20 protein-coding genes, 1 other RNA gene and 1 pseudogene are annotated in these 22,679 nt (G+C 72.7%); 9 read left to right on the forward strand and 13 right to left on the reverse strand.

Translation table 11 applies throughout. The annotated features are described in order from the left end of the window. The first annotated feature begins 41 nt into the window (after positions 1 to 41). Together rpmB and rpsN are read left to right on the forward strand one after the other, a co-directional pair. Positions 42 to 278, forward strand: coding sequence for a 50S ribosomal protein L28 (rpmB, locus tag HCC61_RS03380; protein WP_169133670.1), 237 nt, complete (start codon positions 42 to 44; stop codon positions 276 to 278). Then, entirely contained in the window at positions 278 to 583 is a 306-nt protein-coding gene (gene rpsN / locus HCC61_RS03385; RefSeq protein ID WP_169133671.1) for a 30S ribosomal protein S14, read from the forward strand. Before rpmB ends, rpsN begins: the two co-directional genes overlap by 1 nt. Positions 584 to 756: 173 nt before the next feature. On the opposite strand, the gene HCC61_RS03390 is transcribed toward rpsN, so the two are convergent. From HCC61_RS03390 to HCC61_RS03405, 4 genes are all read right to left on the reverse strand, one after another. Next, positions 757 to 1,818, reverse strand: coding sequence for a hypothetical protein (locus HCC61_RS03390; RefSeq protein ID WP_169133672.1), 1,062 nt, complete (start codon positions 1,816 to 1,818; stop codon positions 757 to 759). A gap of 84 nt (positions 1,819 to 1,902) precedes the next feature. After that, positions 1,903 to 2,320: RNase P RNA component class A (rnpB, locus tag HCC61_RS03395), an RNA gene on the reverse strand. 29 nt (positions 2,321 to 2,349) lie between these two features. Then, the gene (locus tag HCC61_RS03400) at positions 2,350 to 3,597 is read right to left on the reverse strand and encodes a lactate 2-monooxygenase (protein ID WP_169133673.1); all 1,248 of its coding nucleotides are present in this window, start codon (positions 3,595 to 3,597) and stop codon (positions 2,350 to 2,352) included. Positions 3,598 to 3,841: 244 nt separating this feature from the next. Further along, positions 3,842 to 4,615, reverse strand: a complete 774-nt coding sequence (locus HCC61_RS03405) for an SDR family oxidoreductase (RefSeq protein WP_169133674.1) — start codon at positions 4,613 to 4,615, stop codon at positions 3,842 to 3,844. Positions 4,616 to 4,860: 245 nt separating this feature from the next. On the opposite strand from HCC61_RS03405, the gene HCC61_RS03410 reads away from it, so the two are divergent. From HCC61_RS03410 to HCC61_RS03430, 4 genes and pseudogenes are all read left to right on the forward strand, one after another. Further along, on the forward strand, positions 4,861 to 6,489 hold the full coding sequence (locus tag HCC61_RS03410; RefSeq protein ID WP_169133675.1) for an alkaline phosphatase D family protein: 1,629 nt from the start codon (positions 4,861 to 4,863) through the stop codon (positions 6,487 to 6,489). Positions 6,490 to 6,701: 212 nt separating this feature from the next. Beyond that, a complete protein-coding gene (locus HCC61_RS03415; protein ID WP_169133676.1) occupies positions 6,702 to 8,192 on the forward strand; it encodes a multidrug effflux MFS transporter in 1,491 nt (496 codons plus the stop codon). A 74-nt stretch (positions 8,193 to 8,266) separates the two neighbouring features. Continuing rightward, positions 8,267 to 9,529: pseudogene (locus HCC61_RS03425) on the forward strand (serine hydrolase domain-containing protein). A 9-nt stretch (positions 9,530 to 9,538) separates the two neighbouring features. Next, positions 9,539 to 10,705, forward strand: a complete 1,167-nt coding sequence (locus HCC61_RS03430; RefSeq protein WP_346776996.1) for a small ribosomal subunit Rsm22 family protein — start codon at positions 9,539 to 9,541, stop codon at positions 10,703 to 10,705. 299 nt (positions 10,706 to 11,004) lie between these two features. Here the strand turns inward: HCC61_RS03430 and HCC61_RS03435 are convergent, their stop codons facing one another. From HCC61_RS03435 to HCC61_RS03450, 4 genes are all read right to left on the reverse strand, one after another. Continuing rightward, positions 11,005 to 11,754, reverse strand: a complete 750-nt coding sequence (locus HCC61_RS03435) for a cation transporter (RefSeq protein WP_169133678.1) — start codon at positions 11,752 to 11,754, stop codon at positions 11,005 to 11,007. Then, a complete protein-coding gene (locus HCC61_RS03440) occupies positions 11,754 to 12,089 on the reverse strand; it encodes a metalloregulator ArsR/SmtB family transcription factor (RefSeq protein WP_169133679.1) in 336 nt (111 codons plus the stop codon). Before HCC61_RS03440 ends, HCC61_RS03435 begins: the two co-directional genes overlap by 1 nt. A 265-nt stretch (positions 12,090 to 12,354) precedes the next feature. Beyond that, complete coding sequence (gene ddaH, locus HCC61_RS03445) at positions 12,355 to 13,137, reverse strand: dimethylargininase (RefSeq protein WP_169133866.1); 783 nt, start codon at positions 13,135 to 13,137, stop codon at positions 12,355 to 12,357. A 127-nt stretch (positions 13,138 to 13,264) separates the two neighbouring features. Then, a complete protein-coding gene (locus HCC61_RS03450) occupies positions 13,265 to 14,257 on the reverse strand; it encodes a glycerophosphodiester phosphodiesterase (RefSeq protein ID WP_169133680.1) in 993 nt (330 codons plus the stop codon). A gap of 270 nt (positions 14,258 to 14,527) precedes the next feature. Between HCC61_RS03450 and HCC61_RS03455 the strand changes: the two genes are divergently transcribed. After that, complete coding sequence (locus tag HCC61_RS03455; protein WP_206321952.1) at positions 14,528 to 15,382, forward strand: bifunctional DNA primase/polymerase; 855 nt, start codon at positions 14,528 to 14,530, stop codon at positions 15,380 to 15,382. Positions 15,383 to 15,545: 163 nt separating this feature from the next. On the opposite strand, the gene HCC61_RS03465 is transcribed toward HCC61_RS03455, so the two are convergent. Next, positions 15,546 to 16,541, reverse strand: coding sequence for a hypothetical protein (locus tag HCC61_RS03465; protein ID WP_169133681.1), 996 nt, complete (start codon positions 16,539 to 16,541; stop codon positions 15,546 to 15,548). A gap of 432 nt (positions 16,542 to 16,973) precedes the next feature. Here HCC61_RS03465 and HCC61_RS03470 point away from each other — a divergent pair, with 432 nt between their 5' ends. Continuing rightward, positions 16,974 to 17,387 carry an SH3 domain-containing protein gene (locus HCC61_RS03470; RefSeq protein WP_169133682.1) on the forward strand — a complete coding sequence of 138 codons (414 nt, stop codon included), beginning with the start codon at positions 16,974 to 16,976 and terminating at the stop codon, positions 17,385 to 17,387. A gap of 20 nt (positions 17,388 to 17,407) precedes the next feature. On the opposite strand, the gene HCC61_RS03475 is transcribed toward HCC61_RS03470, so the two are convergent. After that, the gene (locus HCC61_RS03475; protein ID WP_169133683.1) at positions 17,408 to 18,079 is read right to left on the reverse strand and encodes a biliverdin-producing heme oxygenase; all 672 of its coding nucleotides are present in this window, start codon (positions 18,077 to 18,079) and stop codon (positions 17,408 to 17,410) included. 101 nt (positions 18,080 to 18,180) lie between these two features. Next, entirely contained in the window at positions 18,181 to 19,038 is an 858-nt protein-coding gene (gene map / locus HCC61_RS03480) for a type I methionyl aminopeptidase (protein WP_169133684.1), read from the reverse strand. A 52-nt stretch (positions 19,039 to 19,090) separates the two neighbouring features. Here map and HCC61_RS03485 point away from each other — a divergent pair, with 52 nt between their 5' ends. Next, entirely contained in the window at positions 19,091 to 19,339 is a 249-nt protein-coding gene (locus HCC61_RS03485; RefSeq protein WP_169133685.1) for a hypothetical protein, read from the forward strand. Positions 19,340 to 19,407: 68 nt separating this feature from the next. On the opposite strand, the gene HCC61_RS03490 is transcribed toward HCC61_RS03485, so the two are convergent. Beyond that, positions 19,408 to 21,546, reverse strand: a complete 2,139-nt coding sequence (locus HCC61_RS03490) for a DUF2264 domain-containing protein (RefSeq protein WP_240968363.1) — start codon at positions 21,544 to 21,546, stop codon at positions 19,408 to 19,410. After that, positions 21,543 to 22,523, reverse strand: a complete 981-nt coding sequence (locus tag HCC61_RS03495) for a hydroxyacid dehydrogenase (protein WP_240968364.1) — start codon at positions 22,521 to 22,523, stop codon at positions 21,543 to 21,545. Before HCC61_RS03495 ends, HCC61_RS03490 begins: the two co-directional genes overlap by 4 nt. Positions 22,524 to 22,679 lie beyond the last annotated feature (156 nt).

Consider the following 22,679-nt stretch of genomic DNA (forward strand, 5'->3'; position numbering starts at 1 on the left):
TCCATTAACAAAACCGCTGACCACGAGAGGCAGGTCACCCCTTGTCCGCCCGCTGCCAACTGACCGGCGCCGAGCCCCGCTTCGGCCGCACCGTCTCCCACTCCCACCGCCGCTCCCGGAGGCGCTTCGACCCCAACGTCCAGCGCAAGCGCTACTGGCTGCCGAGCGAAGGCCGCCATGTGCGGCTCACCCTCAGCGCGAAAGGGATCAAGACGGTCGACGCCATCGGCGTCGAGGCCGCCGTGGCCCGGATACGCGCGAAGGGAGGGAAGGTCTGATGGCGAAGAAGAGCAAGATCGTCAAGAACGAGAAGCGGAAGGCCGTGGTGGAGCGGTACGCGGTCCGGCGGGCCGAGTTGAAGGACATCCTTCGCCGCCCCTCGTCCTCGGAGACCGAAAGGGCGGCCGCCCTGCGGGAGTTGCGCCGTCAGCCCCGTGACGCCAGCGCCACGCGCGTGCGCAACCGCGACGCGGTCGACGGACGGCCGCGCGGGCATCTGCGGGCGTTCGGGCTCTCACGCGTGCGCGTGCGCGAACTCGCGCACAAGGGATATCTGCCCGGAGTGACCAAGTCCTCCTGGTGACCGGCGGCGGGGCGCACGCGGAGCCGAGACGTCACGGCGACGCTGCGCCCCGCTCCGGTGCGCCGGGCTCCGGTGCGCCCCGCTCCGGGGCTCCGGACTCCGGGCACTGGGTGGCGCGAAGGCTCACGCGCCGCGAAGGCTCACGCGCCGCGAAGGGCCCTGACCCCACTGGCTCAGAAGACGTCGGTGTTGCTCTCCTTGGAGAGCGTCCAGACGTAGTGCCACTTGTCCTCGCGCAGCGGCCGGGTGCTGTTCTCCCCTCTGGCCTGAAGTAACCCCCACAGACCGGGAGTCGCACCGCCGATCACGCCTGCGACCCATTCGAGCGCCGGACCGTACACGGCCACGAGCGCCGCCGACACGCTTGCGACCACGGCACCGCCGGCGGCCACCGCCCGCTGACCCTTGACTCTCTTCATCTCGGACCGGACGGATCGCACCTGGTCCTTGATCTCCAGGCCGATCTTCATCAGTTCCCGGTCCGACTGGACGTCGTTCAGAGCGTCGTCGATGTTCAGGAAACTGAGACGGAGAAAATCGCGGAACGCCGAGTAGGAGCTGAATTCGTCGACGGTGATCCGGCTGAAGTCCGCGAGGTCGACCCCGTCGATGAACGGCAGGTCCATCCGGCAGACCGGCCGCACCAGACGGTCCTTGACCGGCTCACCGCCCGAGGCGTCTATGACCCGTCCGTCCCGGATCAGATAGTCGATCGCCTCGACCGGCTGGGGAGTTTTCGGCCCGCCCTTTTTGATCGTCGAGTAACTCGGCAGGTACCAGGCGAGGCCGGCTTTCAGCAGTGGCTCGGAATCCAGAATCCATCGGCCCAGCACGTCGAGGCTCGGGCAGCGCATGCCGTAACGCAGCGAGAAGGGATCGGTGAGTGACTCGGACATGGCGGACGCGGAATCGAATGGGATGCCGTGCTTGGCGTAGCTCTCGATTTCATGGAAAGCCGACCGATGGTCGTGCGACAGAAGTAATGTGTCGGATATGAGCGCGGCGCGTTTCGTGAATTCCGACAGGCCGGTGCTCTCGACGGACAGTCCCACGTAGAAGCGGGACCGGGAGAGCTTCTTTTCGTCGGCCAGGCTGTCGGCACCCGAATCCCACAGGTGGCGCCCGTATGCCTTTGCGACCGCGCTCGGGTCGAGGCCCGGTGGCAGGTCCCGAAAGAAGCGGCGCATGCGCCTCGCGACAATCTTGTTCTGCGTCACCTGCGAGCGGGAGAACATGGGGCATTTTCCGCCGGGCCGCGTGATCGCGTCAATAAATCGGCGCTCGCGCCCGCCCTACCGGTGCGGGCCGAGAGGCGGCGGCGGACGAGTCGGCCTGTACGCCGGGTTCTGTCTCCCCGGTGCCTCGCGGCGCCGGGGGAGGCGGCCATCCATCTGGGACCGGCGTCACCGCCGGCCTCGTGCGGTCCACCCGCGGACTCGGGCGGGCAGCCCTCGGTCGTCCGCGCAGAGCCGTCAGCCGACGGCCCCTCTTGACCTTGCTCCGGATGGGGTTTACCGAGCCGCCCAGGTCGCCCTGGGCGCTGGTGGTCTCTTACACCACCGTTTCACCCTTACCGGTCCCGTACGGATACGGGACCGGCGGTCTGCTTTCTGTGGCACTTTCCCGCGGGTCACCCCGGGTGGGAGTTACCCACCATCCTGCCCTGTGGAGCCCGGACGTTCCTCGGCGGAACCAGGCCCTCGGGCCGGGTCCCGACGCGGCCGCCCGGCCGGCTCGTCCGCCGTACGGCCCATGGTAGCCGCGGCTCACACCCCGCTTTGCAGCGAGTCCGGCGACAGATCGGCGGGCGTGCGGTGCCCGGAGAGGCCCAGGGTGAGGTCCAGGTCGGCGAGGAGGCTGCGCAGTACGTGCAGCACTCCCTCCTCGCCGCCGTGCGCGAGCCCGTATGCGTAGGGGCGCCCGACGAGCACGGCGCGCGCGCCGAGAGCCAGCGCCTTCAGTACGTCGGATCCGGTGCGCACGCCGGAGTCGAAGAGGACCTCTATCCGTTCGCCGACCGCCTCGACGACCCCGGGGAGGGCGTCGAGGGAGGCGATCGCGCCGTCGACCTGACGGCCGCCGTGGTTGGAGACGACGACGCCGTCCATGCCGGCGTCGGCTGCGCGGCGTGCGTCGTCAGGGTGGAGCACGCCCTTCAGCACTATCGGGCCGTCCCAGTGCTCCCGCAGGAACGGCAGTTGGTCCCAGGAGTGGTCGGTGCCGGTGAACATCGGCACCCAGCGCAGCACCGCCGGGATCGGATCGTCCTCCGGCGGCTTGTCCAGGCCGGCGCGGAAGGCGGGGTCGGAGAAGGGGATCGCGGTGCCGATGCCGCGGATGAACGGCAGGTACGACTGGTCCAGGTCCTGGGGGCGCCAGGCGAGGGTCCAGGTGTCGAGGGTGACGACGAGGGTGGTGAAACCGGCCTTGCGCGCGCGCTCCAGGATGCTGACGCACACGTCGTCGTCGTTGGGCCAGTACAGCTGGAACCAGCGCTGACCGTCCGGCCCGCCGGCCTCCGCCACCTGCTCGATGGTGTGCGACGAGGCCGTGGAGAGCACCATCGGGACGCCGACGGAGGCGGCGGCGCGGGCCGTCGCCAGCTCGCCGTCGGGGTGGATGATCGACTGCACGCCGACCGGTGCCAGCAGTACGGGCGCGGGCATCGGGGTGCCCAGCACCGTCGTACGCAGATCGCGGGGGGCGGAGCCGCGCAGCATCCGCGGGACGAGGCGGTGCCGGTCGAACGCCTCGCGGTTGGCGCGGTGCGTCGAGCCGGAGCCCGCCGCTCCGGCGACGTAGCCGAAGGCACCGGGGTCGAGGTGCTCGCGGGCGGAGGAGCCGAGGAGGGTGAGGTCCGTGGTGAAGGGCGGCAGCCGGTCGTCGAGACCGTTGAGGTAGATGTCGTTCTGGTAGTTGCCGAAGCCCGGCGCGGGCGGCGGCCCGTCCGTCCCCTCGGTACCGTCCGTCCCCTCGGTTCCGGCAGCCCCGGAAGTCCCTGAAGCCTCACTCATCGCACACGCACCCTTCTCTCGGCGGGACACAGAGTCTGCGCTGCGCAGGGGCGCCGCGGCTACCCCGTCGCGACCCCGCCCCGCCCCGTCCCGATCCTCATCCTCGCCGCCCTTCGCCGGAGCCCGGTCCGGCAGCGGTGCGCGGCACCGGTACGGCACCGGTCCGGCACCGGTACGGCACCGGTACGGCACCGGTCCGGCACCGGTCCGGCGGCGCGGCGGCCTGAGCCGCCGTCAGCCGGACTCAGCCGCGCCCGATGTACGGCATCGTCGTCGCCATCACGGTCGCGAACTGCACGTTCGCCTCCAGCGGCAGCTCCGCCATGTGAAGCACCGTGCGCGCGACGTCCGCGGCGTCCATCACCGGCTCCGCCCTCGTCGTGCCGTCCGCCTGCGGCACACCGGTCTCCATGCGGGCCGTCATCTCGGTGGCCGCGTTGCCGATGTCGATCTGGCCGCAGGCGATGCCGTACGGGCGGCCGTCCAGCGAAAGGGACTTGGTCAGCCCGGTCACCGCGTGCTTGGTCGCCGTGTAGGCGATCGAGCCGGGCCTGGGCACATGGGCCGAGATCGAGCCGTTGTTGATGATCCTGCCGCCCTGCGGACGCTGATCCTTCATCAGCCGGAACGCGGCCTGCGCGCACAGGAAGGCGCCCGTCAGATTGACGTCCACGACGCCCCGCCACTCCTCGGGCGACAGCTCCTCCAGCGGTACGGCGGGGCCGAACGCGCCCGCGTTGTTGAACAGCAGGTCCAGCCTGCCGCTGCTGCGCCGTACGGACGCGAAGAGCGCGGTGACCGCCTCCGGGTCGGTGACGTCCGTGGGCACGACCGCCGCGTCCGGTGCGCCCGGCCGCTCACCGATGAGCCGGGCCGTCTCCTCCAGCGGTCCTGCCCGGCGGCCGGACAGCGTCACACGCCGCCCCGCTGCGGCCAGTTCGACGGCGACGGCCCGTCCGATGCCCGAGCCCGCGCCGGTCACGAGCGCCGTACGCGCCCTCTCGCCCTGTGTCGTCATGCGCGCAGAGTAACGGGGAGCCCGGGCGGCGTCCCGCGCCGGGCGGGCCCGGAAGTCCGAGGCGGAAGTCCGAGGCGGAAGTCGGAAGTCCGGCCTGAGGGCTCGTACCGTCCGGCCACGGAAGCCGGACCACCGGCCCGGCCCCGAGCCGGAAGCGACGCCTCCGCCCGACTGCCACTGAGAGGTCACCCGGCGGTCGCGTGTCCGCCCGCTGACGGACGCTCACGGACTGTGCAATCACATGTATGACGCAGCATTCGAGCGCAGACAGCGAATACCGTGCGGCCGCACGGCAATTGTGCCGTCGCAGACTGCTGACCGGTACGGCGGCGACGGTGTCGCTCGCCCTCGGTGTCAACCTTCCCCGACCCGCACACGCCGCAGCGAAGCTCGACCCTGCCCGTATCGGCAAAGACCCCTTCACCCTGGGTGTGGCCTCCGGCGACCCCCGGCCCGACTCCGTCGTGCTGTGGACGCGGCTCGCCCCCGAGCCGTACCAGCCGGACAGCGGCCTCGACCCCCAACCCGTCACCGTCAGCTGGGAGTTGGCGGACGACGAGCGCTTCACGCGCGGGGTGCGCCGCGGGAGCGTCACCGCGCACCCGGAGTTCCATCACGCGGTGCACGTCGTACCCGACGGCCTGGAGCCGCGGACCCGCTACTACTACCGCTTCCGCGTGGGCAGCTGGACCAGCCCCACGGGCTGCACCCGCACGGCTCCCTCGGCGGCCGACCGGTCCGGCTCGCTGCGCTTCGCCGCGATCTCCTGCCAGGCGTACCACGACGGCTACTTCACCGCGCTGCGGCACCTCGCGGGGGAGGAGGACGTCGACGCCGTGCTGCACCTCGGCGACTACCTCTACGAGTACGCGGTCGACGCGAACGGAGGCGACCGCGCCGACTCCTCGCTCAAGCTCCCCGACGCCTTCAACAAGGAGACGACGACGCTGGAGGACTACCGCCTGCGGTACGCCCTCTACCACCGCGACGCCGACCTCCAGGCCGCGCACGCCGCCCACCCCTGGATCGTCACCTGGGACGACCACGAGGTGGAGAACAACTACGCGGACGAGACCCCCGACGGCTCACCGCCCGAGGCCTTCCTCGCCCGCCGTGCCGCGGCGTACCGCGCGTACTACGAGAATCTGCCGCTGCGTCCGCCGCAGCAGCCCTCCGGTTCCTCGCTCCAGCTCTACCGGCGGCTGGACTTCGGGCGCCTCGCACAGCTCGACATCCTCGACGGCCGCCAGTACCGCGACGACCAGTCGGAGGGCGACGGCTGGAAGGTGCCGACCGACGAGACGGAGCGGCCGGACCGCACGATGCTCGGCTCCGCGCAGGAACGCTGGCTCGCGGACGGCTGGAAGAGTTCGAGCGCGGTGTGGAACCTGGTGCCGCAGCAGACGGTCCTCTCCCGCCGCCGCAACCGCACGACGGGCCCGTATCCGCTGTCCATGGACGCCTGGGACGGCTACCCGGCGGCACGCGGACGCCTCCTGGACGCCGCGCGCACGGCAGGGGTGAAGAACCTGGCGGTGCTCACCGGCGACGTGCACGTGCACTACGCCATGGACATCAAGGAGGACTTCGACGACACCGGATCCCGCACCGCCGGTGTGGAACTCGTCACCACGTCGGTCGCCAGTGGCGGCGACGGGGTCGCCAAGCCGGGCGACTGGCAGGCCTTCATGGACGCCAACCCGCACATGAAGTTCTACGACGGGCGCCGCGGCTACGTCATGCTCACCCTCGACCAGCACCGACTGCGCGCGGATTACCGGACGGTGGACCTGGTCACCCGGCCGGGGGCACCCGTCGTGACTGCTGCGTCGTTCGTCTCGCAGGCAGGCGACCCCGGGCTCAAGCCGCTCTGACGGCCGCCGGGAATCCGCAGAGAGATCCGCCGGACAATCGTCGGACAATGTCGGACAGCCGTATGAGGCGGCTGCGCACCGGCCCGTACAGATGTCGTACGGACCGGTCGTGCGGCCGCTCTCACGGGTCCGCGGTGCGGAAAACCGGTTGGGCCGGGGGCCGAAATGTCTGGGAGAATGTGCCCGTCGTCAACAATCTCCTGGAGAGGTGCATGTCCGACCCCGGTTCTGCCCGAACTGCCGCAGCCACGGCCCCCGTCGGCGACTCCGTCGCCACCCCCGACTCCGACATCGCGGCATACGACGGCACCGGAATCCCGGCCGCGTCTCCGCCTCCGTCCCCTTCCTCGGCGGGGCGTGCGGCCCCGGCCGCCACCGGATCGCCGGTCGCCGGATCGTCCGCCACCGGATCTCCCGTCGCCGGGTCCGCGGTCGCCGGATCTCCCGTCAACGGGTCCGGCGCCGGCGACAAGCACCGGTCCGTACCGCAGCTGAGCAGGCGCCGCCGCGCGGGCCTCCTGATGACCCTCGTCCTCGGCGGCCTCACTGCGCTGCCCGCGCTGTCGATGGACATGTATCTGCCGGCGCTGCCCGCCGTCAGCGGCACCCTGCACACCCAGGCCGCCACCGCTCAGCTCACGCTCACCGGCTGTCTGCTCGGCCTCGCCGTGGGACAGCTGGTCGTCGGCCCGATGAGCGACCAGTTCGGACGCCGCCGGCCGCTGCTCATCGGCATGTCCGGCTACGTGATCGCCGGAGCCGCCTGCGCGTTCGCCCCCAGCATCGAGACGCTGATCCTCTTCCGGCTGGTGCAGGGCCTCACCGGGGCCGCGGGGATCGTCATAGCCAGGGCCGTCGTCCGCGATCTGTACGACGGCCTCGCCATGGCCCGCTTCTTCTCCACCCTGATGCTCATATCGGGCCTCGCGCCCATCCTCGCCCCCGTGCTCGGCGGGCAGATACTCCGCTTCACCGACTGGCGGGGCGTCTTCCTCGTCCTCACCTGCGTCGGCGTCGTACTCACGGCGGTCGTCGCGCGGTGGCTGCCCGAGACCCTCGCGCACGACAAGCGGCACAGCGGCGGCGTCCCCGACGCCCTGCGCACCATGCGCGGCCTCTTCGCCGACCGCGCCTTCACCGGCTATCTGCTGGCGGGCAGCCTCAGCTTCGCGGCGCTCTTCGCGTACGTCTCCGCCTCGCCGTTCGTGATGCAGGAGATCTACGGCGCGAGCCCGCAGACCTTCAGCCTCCTCTTCATGGTCAACTCCATCGGCCTGGTCACCGCGGGCCAGATCAACGGCAAGCTTCTCGTCGGCCGGGTGCCGCTGGACCGGGTGCTGGCGTTCGGCCTGTGCATGACCGGTACGGCCGCGGTGGCGCTGCTGCTGATGACCGGCGGAGTCTTCGGGAAGGCGGGGCTGTTCCCCGTCGCGGCCGCGCTGTGCGTGCTGATGACGGGCATGGGCTTCGTGATGCCCAACTCCAACTCCCAGGGCCTGATGCGCGCCCCGCACGCCGCCGGATCGGCCTCGGCGCTGCTGGGCACCTCGCAGTTCCTGATCGGTGCCGTCGCCTCGCCGCTCGTTGGCGTCGCGGGCGAGCGCACCGCCGTACCGATGGCGCTGGTGCAGGTGGGCGCGCTGTCCATCGCTGCCGTCGCGTTCGTGGGCCTGTGCCGTCCGTGGCGGACGCCGCGAAGCTGAGGCGCGCCCCCTCCGCCGGGCACGCGGGACTGTGCCCGGCGGAACTGGCGGCGCTGCGCGACGACGTCGACGCCCTGCCCGTACGGGGCTGGTGCTCCGGCGTGGTCGTGGCCGCCGGCCGTGGCCCGTGGCTCGCGCTGGAGCACGCCGCCGGTTGGGCGGTGCGGTACTCGGCGTACGACCCGGAGGCGGACGCCGGAGTCGAGCTGCCGCGGGAGCGGTGGGAGCCGGTGACGCCCCGCACGCTCTTCGACCTCGCGTCGCTCACCAAGGTCTTCACCGCTCTCGCGGCGATGCGGCAGTAAGAGCGTGGCGCCGTCGAGCTGGACCGCGAAGTCGCCGCGTACGTACCGGAGTTCGCGCCCCGCGGCAAGGACCGCATCACCGTGCGGCAACTGCTGACGCACACGTCGGGGCTGCGGCCGGAGCGGCCCTTCGGCGAGCGGCGCGGCCACGAGGGGGCGCCCGGCGGCAGGTGGCCCTTCGGCGAGCGGCCTCGCGGCGGGCGGCCCGTCCGCGGCCGGGGCTCCGGCGATCTCCTCGCCCAGCTCTGGGACGACGAACCGGTCTCGGCACCCGGCGGCGCATACCGCTACTCCGACCTCAACCTCATCGCTCTCCAGCAGGTCCTGGAACGCACCTCCGGTCTCGGTCTGGACGTCCTGATCAGGGACGGGATCACCGGCCCGCTGGGGATGGACGCCACCTCGTACGGACCCGTGCCCGCCGCCTCAGCCGCCGCGACCGAGGACCAGCGCAGGTCCTGGGCCAAGGCGGACCGCGGGATGCTGCGCGGCACCGTCCACGACGAGAACGCCTTCGCCCTCGGCGGCGTCGCGGGCCACGCGGGGCTCTTCTCCACGGCCTCCGACCTGGCGGTGCTGTGCCGCACGCTGCTGTCGGGCGGCGCGTACGGCCGGGCGCGGATCCTCGAACCCGCCACGGTGAAGGCGATGCTGGCACCGCCCGGACTGGGCTTCGCCGTCGACCGGCCGTACTTCATGGGGGAGTTGGCCGGGATGAGGGAGCCGGCCGGGGCGGGAGAGCCGGTCGGGACGGGAGAGCAGGGCTTCACGGGAGAGCCGGGCGGCATGGCGGATGCGGCCGGGCGGGGCGGGCCGACCGAGTGCGGCGGGTACGGGGCTTACGGGACGTACGGGGCTCCCGCGGGCCACTGCGGATTCACCGGTACGAGCCTGGTGCTTGACCCGGCCACCGGCACCTTCCTGGTGCTGCTCGCCAACACCGTGCACCCCGTGCGCCGCCCCGCGGACAACGGCCCGCGCGCCGCCGCGGCCACGAGGCTCGCCCGCGCCGCCCGTACGCGCGCTCCCTAGACTGCCGTGGTGATCGAGGAAGAACTGCGCCGCGCCCTCGCCGCGCTCGTCGACGGACTGCCGCCGCGTCAGGCGTCCCGCGCCGTCGAGCGGCTGATGGCCGGCTACCGGGCGCCCGGCGAGGGCCCCGCCCCCGTGCTGCGCGACCGCGCGGACGTGGTGGCCTACGCCGCGTACCGGATGCCCGCCACCTTCGCCGCCGTCTCCGCGGCGCTCGGCGCCCTGGCCGTACGCACGGGCGAGTGGCGGCCCGGCAGCCACCTGGACGTCGGCGGCGGTACGGGCGCCGCCGTCTGGGCCGCCGCGCGGGTATGGGGCGCGGCGGGCGACGGCCCCGAGGGCGGCCCGCGCCGCACCACCGTGCTCGACCGTTCGCAGCCCGCGCTCTCCCTCGGCCGCGAACTGGCGGGCGCCCCGGGCCCCTTGGGCGCCCCGGGAACCCCGGACGCGGAGGCGCTGCGCGCGGCCGAGTGGCGGCGGCGCTCGCTGACGGACCCGGACGAGCGACCGCACCGGGCGGACGCCGACCGGGCGGACGCCGACGGGGAGGACCCGGACCGCGAGGGCGCCGGTACGGGCGCGCTGCCGGACGCGGACCTCGTCACGATCTCGTACGTACTGGGCGAACTGGCCGAGCCCGAGCGGCAGTCGCTGGTCGACGCCGCGGCCCGCGCCGCCCGTGCGGTGGTGATCACCGAGCCCGGCACCCCCGGCGGCTACGCCCGTACGATCGCCGCCCGCGACCGGCTCCTAGGCGCGGGCCTGCGCGTACTCGCGCCCTGCCCGCACAGCGCGGCGTGCCCGATGGTCCCCGGCGAGGACTGGTGCCACTTCGCCGCCCGGGTCAACCGCTCCTCGCTGCACCGGCAGGTCAAGGGCGGCTCACTGCCGTACGAGGACGAGAAGTTCAGCTACGTCGCCGCGGTGCGTCCGGTGATCGCCGGGGACCCGGCCGGTGGTCGCATCGTGCGCAGGCCGCAGAAGCGGAAGGGCCAGGTGCTGCTGGACCTGTGCACCGCGGACGACGGCCTGCGCGCCTCGACGGTCACCAAGAGGCACGGCGCCGACTACCGCCGTGCACGCGACGCGAAGTGGGGCGACGCGTGGCCGCCGAACCCGGACGCCGGCCCCGACGGGACCCACGGCACCGCCGGAACCGGCGGGACAGGGACCTGAACCGGCGCCGGAGCCGGAACCCGTACCGGGACCTGAACCCGCACGGGGACCGGAACCCGTACCGGGACCGGAACCCGTACCAGGACCGGAACCCGCACCGGAGGCGGGGACGGCCCCGGCGGCGACGCGGCGGGCCGACCGGGCTGACGCCGACGCCCTGACATCACCGCCGCCCGCCGCCGGTCCCGGTCACTTCCCCGCACCGCCTGCACGGTCAGCCCGTCCGGCAGCGCCTCCGTCCCCGCACGGCACTTCCCGGGTCCGGACGGCCACGAGCCGCTCGACGTGCGCGAGTGGGGTCAGTTGCAGCAGGCGCCTTCGGGACGGCAACCGCAGGCGCCCTCAGCCGAGTTGTGCCCCGTCACCACCGCCGGGCGGTCCGTAACCACTGCCGGGCGGTCCGTCACCACTGTCGGGGCAGTGCAGCATCCCTTGCCCTGCCAGGCGTTCCGGCCTTCCCTGACCGCAAGTCCCGCGATGGCGAGGGCGGCGACGGGATCCGCCCAGGACCAGCCCAGGGTGGCGGTCAGAACCAGGCCGACCAGGAGGACGGCCGACAGGTACGTGCACAGCAGCGTCTGCTTGGAATCGGCCACCGCGGAGGCAGAGCCGAGCTCGTGCCCGGCACGGCGTTGAGCAGCGGACAGGAACGGCATCACGGCCAGCGAGACGGCCGCGAGGACGATCCCGGTGACGGAGCGTTCGGCCTCCCCCGCTCCACTCAGCGCGCGTACGGCGTCGAAGGCGACGTACGCGGCGAGTGCGAAGAAGGAGACGGCGATCAACCGCAGTGCGGCCTTCTCCCGCGCTTCCCGCACCGCGTGGTCCTTCGCGGAGAACTGCCAGGCGACGGCGGCGGCGGAGGAGACCTCGATGGTGGAGTCCAGCCCGAATCCGGTCAGTGCGGCCGACGAGACGACGGCCCCGGCAAAGAGAGCGACGACGGCTTCGATCACGTTGTAGGTGATGGTCGCGGCGACCAGCAGCCGTACGCGGCGAGTCAGGCCCTCTCGCCGATCAGGGGGCGGTCCAAGTGACAGCGCAGCCATCAGCAGCAGCCCTTATCGGCAGCCTCAGGGCAGCTGCGGTCGCCCTCCACCGCGACCACGGCCGTGCGCAGGTCGTCCAGCGCGTGGCCGAGCCGGTCGTCGGCCAACTCGTACCGGGTGCGGCGGCCGTCCGGGACGGTGACGACCAAGCCGCAGTCGCGCAGGCAGGCAAGGTGGTTGGACAGCCGGGTGCGGGAGATCCCCAGCGCGTCGGCCAGGTCGGCGGGGTATGCCGGCGCTTTGCGGAGCGCAAGCAGGAGGCGGCAGCGAATCGGGTCGGCAAGCGCGCGGCCGAAGCGGGCCAGCACTTCGATGTCGGAGGCAACGGTCAGCACGCCATCACGGTACAGGAATTCGTGAACTCAGCAATGCGTGAATCCTCAGCCCGTCCGGAGGCTTCGAGACCCGGTCACGGAGGGACGGGGTCGCGGCAGCTCCCGGGGGGACGGGATCGCGGCAGCTCCCCGGGTGTGCGGCCCACGGGCGGAGGGCCCATGGGCCGCACGACGGCGCGGACTTGCCGGGGACTCCCCGGGCACGTGCCGATGGACGTACCGAGCCGGGGCCCCGGGTCCCGGCACCCGGGGGCCCGAGTCGTCGTCAGGCCGCGGGACGCAGCTCCGCCGTCACGCACTTGACGCTGCCGCCGCCCTTCAGCAGCTCCGTCAGGTCGACGGGCACCGGCTCGTAGCCCCGCTCCCGCAGCGGTCCGAGCAGCCCGACAGCGGCCTGCGGCAGCATCACGTGGTGCCCGTCGCTGACCGCGTTCAGACCGAGGGCTTCGGCGTCCGGCCCGGAGGCGACGACCGCGTCCGGGAAGAGCCGGGCGAGCACGGCACGGCTGCCGGGGGAGAACGCCGGCGGGTAGTACATGACTTCGTCGCCGCCCAGCACGCACAGCGCCGTGTCGAGGTGGTAGTAGCGCGGGTCGACCAGATCGAGACCGATCACCGGCCGTCCGAAGAACTCCTGCACCTCGCCGTGCGAGAGCGGGCTGCTGCGGAAGCCGCGCCCGGCCAGCAGCCAGGTGCCGGTCACCGCGAAGTCGCCCTCGCCCTCGTTGATGTGCTCAGGCTCGTGCACGTCGGTGAAGCCGTTGGCCCGGTACCAGGCCCGGTGCACCTCCGCCTCTCCTGCGCGCTCGCGGTGTGCGAAGCGGGCGCCGAGCACGCGGCCGTCCACGACGGTCGCGCCGTTGGCCGCGTAGACCATGTCGGGCAGCCCCTCGACCGGTTCGAGTTCCTCGACGGTGTGGCCGAGCGAACGGTAGCGGTCGCGCAGCTCCTCCCACTGGGCCAGCGCCAGCGGGATGTCCACGGGCTTGGCGGGATCCATCCAGGGGTTGATGGAGTACGTCACGCGGAAGTGTGCCGGTGGGCACATCAGGAAGCGGCGCGGGGCGTAGCCGGGTCCGTACAACGAAGGCTCCTTTACGGGGTCGACGCGCAGTGCTGCGCCCATGGTGCGCTGTGGGGGCCTCTCTTCGCCGGGATGTGAACGGAATGTTCGCTCAGCGGTCCCGCCCGGCGCCCGGGCCGTCCGCCTTGTCCCGCTGTGCTCCCCGCGAAGCCTGCGCGTGTGACCTGTCGGACGCCCGGGACGCCTCCCGGGATGCCCGCCGCGTATGTTCCAGCAGCCGCGGAGCGTCCGTCAGCACGCCGTCGCATCCCAGCCGGAGCACCCGGTCCCGCTGCTCGGGCGTGCGGACCGTGTGCGACCACACCCGGCGGATGCCGGAGCGCACGGCCCTGCGGATGTCGGCGTCGCGTGCGCCGTGGTCGACGCTGAGCATGTCGACCGTGCCGCGCCAGCGCTCGAAGTCGTCCGTGCGCGCCTGCCGCACCGACCTCCACACCGAGGTCAGCAGGCCCATGCGATGTGCTTTCGCCGCCGTGTGCCAGTCGTTGGACTGCACGTACACCGAGTCGTCGAGCCCTCTTCCGCGGATCAGCCCGGCGAGACGCCTCAGCCCGCCGCCGTCCTTGAGCTCGACGTTCAGCACGATCCGCCCGCCGAAGCGATCGAGCACCGCGGCCGCCGTCGGCGGATGCTCGCGCGGCCAGCTGCCCGGCAGCCCGGGGTCGGGGCGCAGGCGCACGCGGCGCCACTGGCGCGGCGTCAGGTCGGCGACCGCGCCCTTGTGGTCCGTGGTGCGGTCCAGCGTGCGGTCGTGCATCGCGACGAGCGTCCCGTCGCGCAGCGCACGTACGTCCACGTCGAGCACGTCGGCGGAGCGGCGCCGGTAGGCGGACGTCAGCCCCGCCATGCTGTTCTCCGGCACCTCCAGGGCGCCTCCGCGGTGTGCGGCGTAGACGGTCTCCGGGAGTCCGGCGGCCCGCGGCCCGTCGGACTCCCGCATCCGGGCGGGCGCCGGGGCGCAGCCCTGCACCAGCGCGGCGGGCGCGAGAACGAGGAGCGGGAGCAGCAGCCGCAGCAGGAGCGGGAGGAGAAGGGCCCCAGCGGCTCGGACGGCCCGTGCGGCCCTGACCGTGATCATGACCATGAGTCTCAAGCTAGGCCCGCAGAACGGAAGATGCCGCCCGGAGACCCCGGCCGCGCGGCAGCCGGGTGTACGCGGCGGGAGCAGACGTACGAGCCGGAGCGGACCGGAGGGACATGTCCCGGACGCCCCCGGGGGGATCCGGACACGTATGACGACGGGTCAGTATCGATCCCGGGATTCGGCCCGGAGCGTGCCGTGTGCTGCGTACCCTCGGAGATCCGCGGCTGTGGTCGCGGAAAGTGTCGCGGAGAATGCGGAGCGAGGCGGTAGATGGAACGCGAGAGCAGGTTCGACCGGTGGCTGCGGCACTTCCCGCGGAGCGGCCGGACGAAGTCGGCGAGGTCCAGGAGCGCCGCCCAGCAGGCGGACGCCGCCCGCGTCCGCACGGAGCTCCTGCTGACCGCCGCCGCGGCGGGCTTTCCGCTCGCGCCCGCCGCGCACCCCTCGGGGTACGGCTGCTCGTGCGTACGCATCGGCTGTCCCACCCCGGGACGCCACCCGGTCTCCTTCGGATGGCAGACCCAGGCCACCACCGACGCGGCACAGATCGAGCGCTGGGCGCAGAGCCAGCCGCAGGCGAACTTCGTCGCCGCCACCGGACGCGACCACGATGTGCTCGACGTACCCGCCGAGGCCGGCTGGGCGGCCCTGGAGCGGCTGGAGTCGGAGGGGGCGCCGCTCGGGCCCGTGGCGCTGTCCGGCGGCGACCGGATGCTCTTCTTCACCGCCACCCGCGGCACCCCCGACGACGAGGACGAGTGGTGGCCCTGCGAACTGGACTGCCACCCCGAGACCATGGACGAGCACCCGGGTCTGCGCTGGCACTGCCGCGGCAGCTATGTGCTCGTGCCGCCCGCGACGCTGCCCGGTACGGGCGAGAAGGCCGAGGTGCGCTGGGTGCGTCCGCCGGTGACGGGGGCTGACGCGCCCGCCGGCGGTACGGATCCCGGCACCTCCGGCACCCCCGCCACCCCCGGTACCGAGGACGCGGCCGGTACGGGTCCGGCAGGCGCGGCCGGGTCCGCCGCGGGCGCGCTGCCCGAGCCGCTGACGCTGCTGGAGGCGCTCACCGACGCGTGCGCGGCGTACGCGGGCGAGGAGACGGCCGCCTGGCCGGTGCGCTGACCGCGGGGTCCGCGCCCCGGCGCCGCACCGTGCAGCCCGCGCCGCACTACACCGAACCGCACCGCCCCCAGCGCACCGCGCCGCCCGCCACCCGCCGCCCGGCCCAACAGCCCCCGGAATCAGGGCAGTCGGCGCCGCGCGACGGTCCGCGCGCTCACCGGGCTCACTCGCCCTTGACCGACGTCAGCCCGTCGATGCGGTTGAGGAACTCCACCTCGCCGCCGTTCTTCTCCGCGGGCACCTTCACCGCCTGCTCCGAGACCCGCACGTACGTCACCGACTGCTGCGGCGTCCCCTTCATCAGCGCCTTCACGAGCGGATCCTTCACCGGAGGCTTGTAGCCCTCCGCGTAGGTCTCCTTCGTGTGGTGCTGCGAGGTGAAGAAGACGAGCGCACCGCCGTCCTTCGTACGCAGCCCGAACGGCGCGTACTGCGGCGCCCCGGTGGCCACGTCGGCGAACTCGGTGCGCTTGCCCGGCCGGTTCGCCGACCCCTCGCGCTGCTCGCGGCGCTTGCTGGTCTGGTCGCCCGACGCGAACTCGCCGGTGCCTTCCTTGAGGTAGTTCACGTACGCGGCGCTCAGCTCGTCCGGAGGGACCACGAGCCGGGAACCGGAGCCGCCCCGCACGGCCTTCGCATAGCCGTTCCCGCCGATGACGAAGCCGGGCATCTCGGAGTCCTGGATCACGGCCAGATACGAGGCCCGCCAGTCCGAGTCGGCGTCGTCGCGCTGGAAGACCAGCAGCCAGCGCCCGTCGTCCGTGCGGTTGCTGCGCGTGTTCGCCACGAAGAACTTGGGCCAGCCCGCCTGCCGGGGGATCAGGAAGCGCGCGTCGGATAGCCGCAGCGGCTCGTAGCCCGGGTTGCCCTTCGGTGACAGCTTCTTCCGCGACTTCAGCCCGGCCTGGTCTATCGCGCCCAGCGCCCCGGTCTCGATGGTGGAGTTCAGCCCGGGGTCGAGGGAGGAGTTGGCCCTGTTGCTGGTGGTGTTGAACTCCTTGAGGACCTTCTCCGCGTCGGGCTTGGACACCGCCGGGATCACGGCCGTCTCGCCGTGCACCGTCACGCATCCCGACAGCGCCGACGACAGCGCCGCCGTGGCCGTCGCCGCCGCGAGCAGCCGTGCCGGCCGTTTCCGCCGCGCCTGTCCCGCATTCATCTGTGTCCTCCCCGCCCCGCTTGCGGTATAGCACCTTATCGCCCCGCCCAGGGCGTTCGTCTCCCAGAGCCGGGCGCCCGTATGCAATCATGCGCGGCCCTCGTCGCAGTTCTCAGGGGGCCTGGTGGAGCCCGCGGGGAGGTTCCGTACCGCATTGCCCCGGCGCCTTCCGCGCCGGACGCCGGGTCACCGACCGCGCCGCCCAGGGGTGTTGGAGCCTCTGACCGGCCGTCGGGCCGCCCTTCCGCACTGATGAACAGAAGCGCCGGATCGCGCGTGTGAAAGCCGAAAGACCGTCACAGAGCTGCATAAAATCGGGCAGAACGTCCCAGTAGCCCCGTGATCCGGCGTGTGGCAGTCCGCGCAGAGCCTTTCCTTCCGCGTACGAGGGCCGCCCCACCCGCTCACGGCATACGGAAAGGAGGCAGCTGCATGGCTGCCACTACTGCTCGTCGTGTACGGATCGCCGCCACGGCCTCCGCCGTCCTCCTGGGCGGTTCGCTCCTGGGAGCGAGCACCGCCGAGGCGTCCATGAGCGCCGGCACCGTCGCGGTGCCGAAGAAGCCGTACGGCATCGTCACCGCCCACTCGGGCCTGAACGTACGTCAGTACCCGAGCACCGACTCCTCCGTGAAGTACGTCCTCCCCTACGGCGCCAAGCGCGGCCTCGACTGCAAGATCCGTGCGCAGGTCATCGCGGGCAACCCGTTCTGGTACAAGCTGCGGGACAGCAACTACTGGATCAGCGCCCGGTACGTGCACAACGTCGGCCACGTGAAGCTGTGCAAGGACGTGCACACCTCGGCCCTGAACGGCACGGCCAAGGCCGAGAAGGCCATGGGCTGACGCCGCGGGCGCGCCGCTGACTAGCCCCCGGCCGGAGCGGGAGCCGCGAGCTCCTCGAAGACCGCGGTGTTCAGCGAGAAGGCGCGCCCGCACTCGCCGGCGATGCGCCACTTCTCCTCGTCGTCGGCAGGTACCGAGTCCAGCAGTTCTCGGTACCCCCTCTTGAAGGCGGCGGGGTTCGGAATGTCCTCGAAGACATAGAACCGGACCCCGTCGCCTTTGTGCGCGAAGCCCCAGTTCTTCTCCGCGGTCCCGCGTACGACCTGGCCGCCCGAGAGGTCGCCGAGATAGCGCGTGTAGTGGTGGGCGACATAGCCGCCCGGCCAGTCCGACGCGACCTGTGCGATGCGCTCCGCGTAGCTCTCCGTCGCGGCGAGCGGCGTGAGCGTGCCGCGCCATGCGCCGCTGCCGTGCAGATGGTCCAGGTCGCGCTCCAGGGAGGGGAGGCGGAACAGCTCCCTGCGCAGGAAGGGGCCGGCGACCGGATCGCCGTCGAGCCTGACCGCCGCCTCCTCGAGGGCGCGGTAGACGAACCACAGCTGCTCGGTGTAGCGCGTGAACGCCTCCACGCCGAGCCTGCCGCTGAGCATGTCGCTCATGAACGTCGAACCCTCCGCCCGGGTGTGCTGCGCCTTCGTGGCGTCCCGGATGAGGGTGGAGAAGGGCAGATGCGCCGGCGGCCGTGAGGTCATGACGGCATTCTTTACCGACGGACTGTCGGGAAAACCCCGGGAGCGTGCCGGGATGCCGGAGACGGCCGGAGCGGTGGGAGCGGCCGCAGGGGGCCGGGCGGTCAGGGCAGCGTGAGGATGTCCGCGCCAGAGTCCGTGACCACGAGGGTGTGCTCGAACTGGGCCGTGCGCCGCCGGTCCTTGGTGACGACCGTCCAGCCGTCCTCCCACATGTCCCACTCGTATGTGCCGAGCGTCAGCATCGGCTCGATGGTGAAGGTCATGCCGGGCCTCATCACTGTCGTCGCCCGGGCGTCGTCGTAGTGCGGGACGATCAGTCCGGAGTGGAACGAGGTGTTGATGCCGTGACCGGTGAAGTCGCGCACCACCCCGTAGCCGAAGCGCTTGGCGTACGACTCGATGACGCGGCCGATGATGTTGAGCTGACGTCCGGGCCGTACGGCCTTGATGGCGCGGTTGAGCGCCTCGCGGGTGCGCTCGACCAGCAGCGCGGACTCCTCGTCGACGTCTCCGCACAGGTAGGTGGCGTTGTTGTCGCCGTGCACGCCGTCGAGGTAGGCGGTCACGTCGAGGTTCACGATGTCGCCGTCGCTCAGGACGGTGGAGTCCGGGATGCCGTGGCAGATGACCTCGTTGACGGACGTGCACAGGGACTTGGGGAAGTGGCGGTAGCCGAGGGTGGAGGGGTAGGCGCCGTGGTCGCACATGTAGGCGTGGGCCACCTCGTCGAGCTTGTCCGTGGTGACGCCCGGGGCGATGTGCCGGGCGGCCTCCTCCATGGCGCGGGCGGCGACGCGGCCGGCCGCGCGCATCTTCTCGATGGTCTCGTCGTCCTGCACCTCGGGTCCGGTGTACGGAGTGGGTGCGTCCTTGCCGACGTACTCGGGGCGGGGAATGGACGCGGGGACCGTGCGGTGCGGGGAGAGTTCACCAGGAGAGAGCAAAGACTGGCCAGACATGTGCGCGAGTCTAGCTGTGGTACGAGCAGGGCTCAGGGGGGAGCATGACCGCATGGCTCTCTTCAAGCGCAACAGCACGGGCAAACCGGGCGAGTGGTACTACTGCGTCAAGCACGGCAAGGTCGAGGAGGGTCCGGAGTGCCCGGCGAAGAACCGTCTCGGACCGTACGCCACCCAGGCCGAGGCCTCCCGCGCGATCGAGACGGTGCACAAGCGGAACGAGGCGTGGGACAACGATCCCCGGTGGGGGGACGGCCCGCGGCGTGACGGGAGCGAGGACGGCGGGTCCTCCGGCGCCTGACCGTACGGGGTCTGATCGCCCGGCGCCTGATCGCAATGTGCGTGACCGCACGGCGCCTGCCGGTGCGGTCAGTCCGTGACACCTGTGACGTTCGTGGGATGCGTGACTTCGGCCGCGTGGGCGGTGAAGGCGATCTGCGTGACCGTGCCGTCCGCGGTCCAGCGGACGCGGGCGGAGCCGGAGCCGGAGCCGGCGTCGGCGTCGGCGGAGAGCAGGCGGGCGGCGTCCGCGAGCGGAATGTGCGGCGGGCCGTCGGTGGCGGCTTCGCCGCCGGGGGAGAGGGCGGCGAGGGCGACGAACAGCGCGGTGCCTTCCGCGGCGCCGTGGAGCGCGGGGACCTCGGCCCAGCGGGTGAAGGCGGTGCCCTGCGGGGCGCGCAACGGTGAGGGGGTGTTCTCGTCCCAGCCGTGGAGCCCGTGGAGCCCGTGCGGGCCTGGCGGGTGCTGTGGGGCGCCGCGCTTCAACCGGGCGTCCGGCGTGGGCAGTTGACCGTACGGCTCCGATCCCGGGTCCTGCGCGGCGTCCGGCTCGCCCGTCGCCCAGCCCGTGAGGCGTACGCGGGCGCCCGCGGGCGCGCCCAGCACCCGGTGCACCCGGAGTTCGAGCCCGCCCCGCACATACGTCAGGCTCTGCACCCGCAGCCCCGGCACCATCGGGCCGCCCGAGGGGAAGACCGGCGTGTGCCACGACGCGGCCCAGCCCCACGAGCCGCCGGGGCCGGCCGCGGCGCCCATCGGGTGGATGCGGACGCGGGCGCTGCGCACGGGAGTTCCCCGCGGTCCCGGTACCTCGACGGCGAAGTGGTTGTCGGGCACGTTGCCGCCGGCGGTGGGGCCCGTGCGCGTGGAGTAGGCGAGCCGTGCGTACAGCGGATCGGCGGCGTGGGCGCTCTCGCCCTCGTGCGGCGGCACGTGGTCGCTGCCGTGGTTGTGCAGCCGTACCGCGCCGTCGCCGCCCGTCTGGATCAGCAGCCCGGCGGAGGGCAGTGCAACGGCGCGGGCCGTGCCCTCGCTGGGGGCCGGCTCCTCGCGTGCCGTCCAGAGCGGGTCGCCGGCCGGTACGAGCAGGGGCAGCAGGCCCTTGGACGCCCAGTAAGGGGAGGCCGGGCCCGAGTAGTCCTGGAGCGTCGCCTCGTGCGGGCCGTGCCAGCCGAGGGTGAGCAGGCCGTCGCGGTCGAGCGCCCCGCGGTCGAGGAAGTAGCGCAGGCAGCCGCTCAGCAGCCGTCTGGAGACGCCCGGCGCGAGGGGCGTGTGGCCGGTGAGCGCGCCTAGCGCCACGGCGGCGTTCGCGGCGAAGCGGTACGTCAGGGAGCGGCCGAAGTGCAGGGGGGCGCCGTCGGCGTCGAAGAGCAGGCCGAAGCTCTCCAGATGGGAGTGCAGCCGGGCACTCAGGTGCTTCAACAGGCCGGTGTCCTGGGCGAGTCGGGCGTGCAGCAGCGGATAGAGGTGCAGGGCCCAGCCGTTGTAGTGGTCGAAGGCGCGGCCGTCGCCGTCCGAGTACCAGCCCTCGCCGCTGTACCAGCCCTCCAGCAGCTCCAGTCCGCGTTCGACCGCCCGCGCGGTCTCGCGGTCGCCCCGTCCCGCCGACTCCAGGAAGCCGGCGACGGTGAGCGGGAAGAGATACCAGTTGTTGGGCGCGGGCACGTGCCGCAGCGCGCCGCGCAGCCATTCCTCTGCCCGGTCCTGTACGTCCGCGTCGAGCCGGTCCCACAGCCAGGGACGTGTCAGCCGCAGCGAGAGCGCGACGGACGCGGACTCCACCATGGGCTGCCCGTACACGGTGTGGTCGAGTACCGGCGGCCACGACTCCGCGTCGTCCCTTCCGGGCGAGCGCGTGCCCGCGGCCAGGCCGTCGGCGTACCGCTCCAGCAGGCCGTCAGGGTCGGCGCCGCGCGCGCCCGTGACGCGGAAGGCGGCGGCGAGGAAGGTGCGTGCGTAGCCCTCCAGGCCGTCGGAGCGCACACCGGTGCGGGAGGGGCGGCCGGGCAGGTCGAGCAGCGCGCCGCGGGGTGTGGCGTAACGCCACGCGGCCTTCAGCAGGCCGTCCGCGACGGCTTCCCAGTGGGCGCGGGTCCAGCCGGTGTACGGGCTCGACTCCCGGTCTTCCGGGGGCAGTTGGAGTCGGTGCGGCGGGTGCGGCGGGTGCGGGGCGTGCGGGGCGTGCGGGGCGCGGGTGTTCGGCATCCGGGCGCCGGGGGTCTCGGTCATGCGAGGAACGCCAGCCTTTCGCGTCGTACGGGATGGGCGAAGCCCTCGCCCCGTGCCCAGCGGGCGACTTCGGAGACGGTCAGGTCGGCGAGGCGGCGCAGCTCGTTGCCGAGGGAGCCGGCGACGTGCGGGGTGACGAGGACGTTCTCGCAGTCCCACAGCGGGTGTTGGGGCGGCAGCACCTCGGGTTCGGTGACGTCCAGCACGGCGCGGATGCGGCCCGCGCACACGGCCTCGGTGAGCGCGTCCTGGTCGAGGACCGCGCCGCGCGAGGTGTTGATCAGGGTGGCGTCCCGCCGCATGGCGCCCAGGAGTTCCGCCCCCACCAGGCCGCGGGTCGCGGGCAGCAGCGGCGTGTGGACGCTCACCACGTCGCTGTCCGCGAAGAGTTCGCGCAGGCCGGTGCGCGGCACTCCGAGCGCCTCGAACTCCTCGTCGCCGATGCACGGGTCGTACAGCCGCACTCTCAGGTCGTACGGACGCAGCAGCTCGATCACGCGGCGGCCGATCAGGGAGGCGCTGAGAATCCCCACCGTGCGGCGGTAGTTGCCCGTGCCGGGCCGGTGGTGCAGCTCCTCGGTGCGGGCGCGGGCGGCGGCGTAGTCGCGGGCCGTCTCCAGCACGTGCTTGCCGCTCAGCAGGATCATCGCGACGGTGTACTCGGCGACCGGCAGGGCGTTGGCGGCGGCGGCCGAGGAGACCTCGATGCCGCGTTCCCAGCAGGCGTCCGTGACGTGCCCGCGCACGCTGCCCGCCGTGTGCGCGACGGCGCGCAGGCGCGGGGCCGCGGCGAGCACCTTCCCGTCCACGGGAGGGCAGCCCCAGCCGGTGATCAGCAGCTCGGTCTCCGCCAGGACCGTGCGGGCCCGCTCGGTGCCGAAGTCGTCGAGTACGGGCGGCGGGGCGAGTTCGGTGTGCGTGGCGAGCGCGGTCAGCACGTCGTCGTCGAGTACGTCACGGGCGGCGGCGTGCCCCATGGCGAGGGCGGCGCGGGGACGGTGAGGAGAGGAACGCCGGGAGGGGGCACGCTGAGAAGGGGGACGGCGAGGAGGGGAAGGAGGAGGGGAAGGGGGCATCGCTCTTCGGCTCCTCCTGCTCTCTGCGTGCGGGCCGTCACGCGGTCCGGTGCATGC

Origin of the sequence: Streptomyces sp. HNM0575 (assembly GCF_012726265.1) — a bacterium.
Taxonomy (GTDB): domain Bacteria; phylum Actinomycetota; class Actinomycetes; order Streptomycetales; family Streptomycetaceae; genus Streptomyces.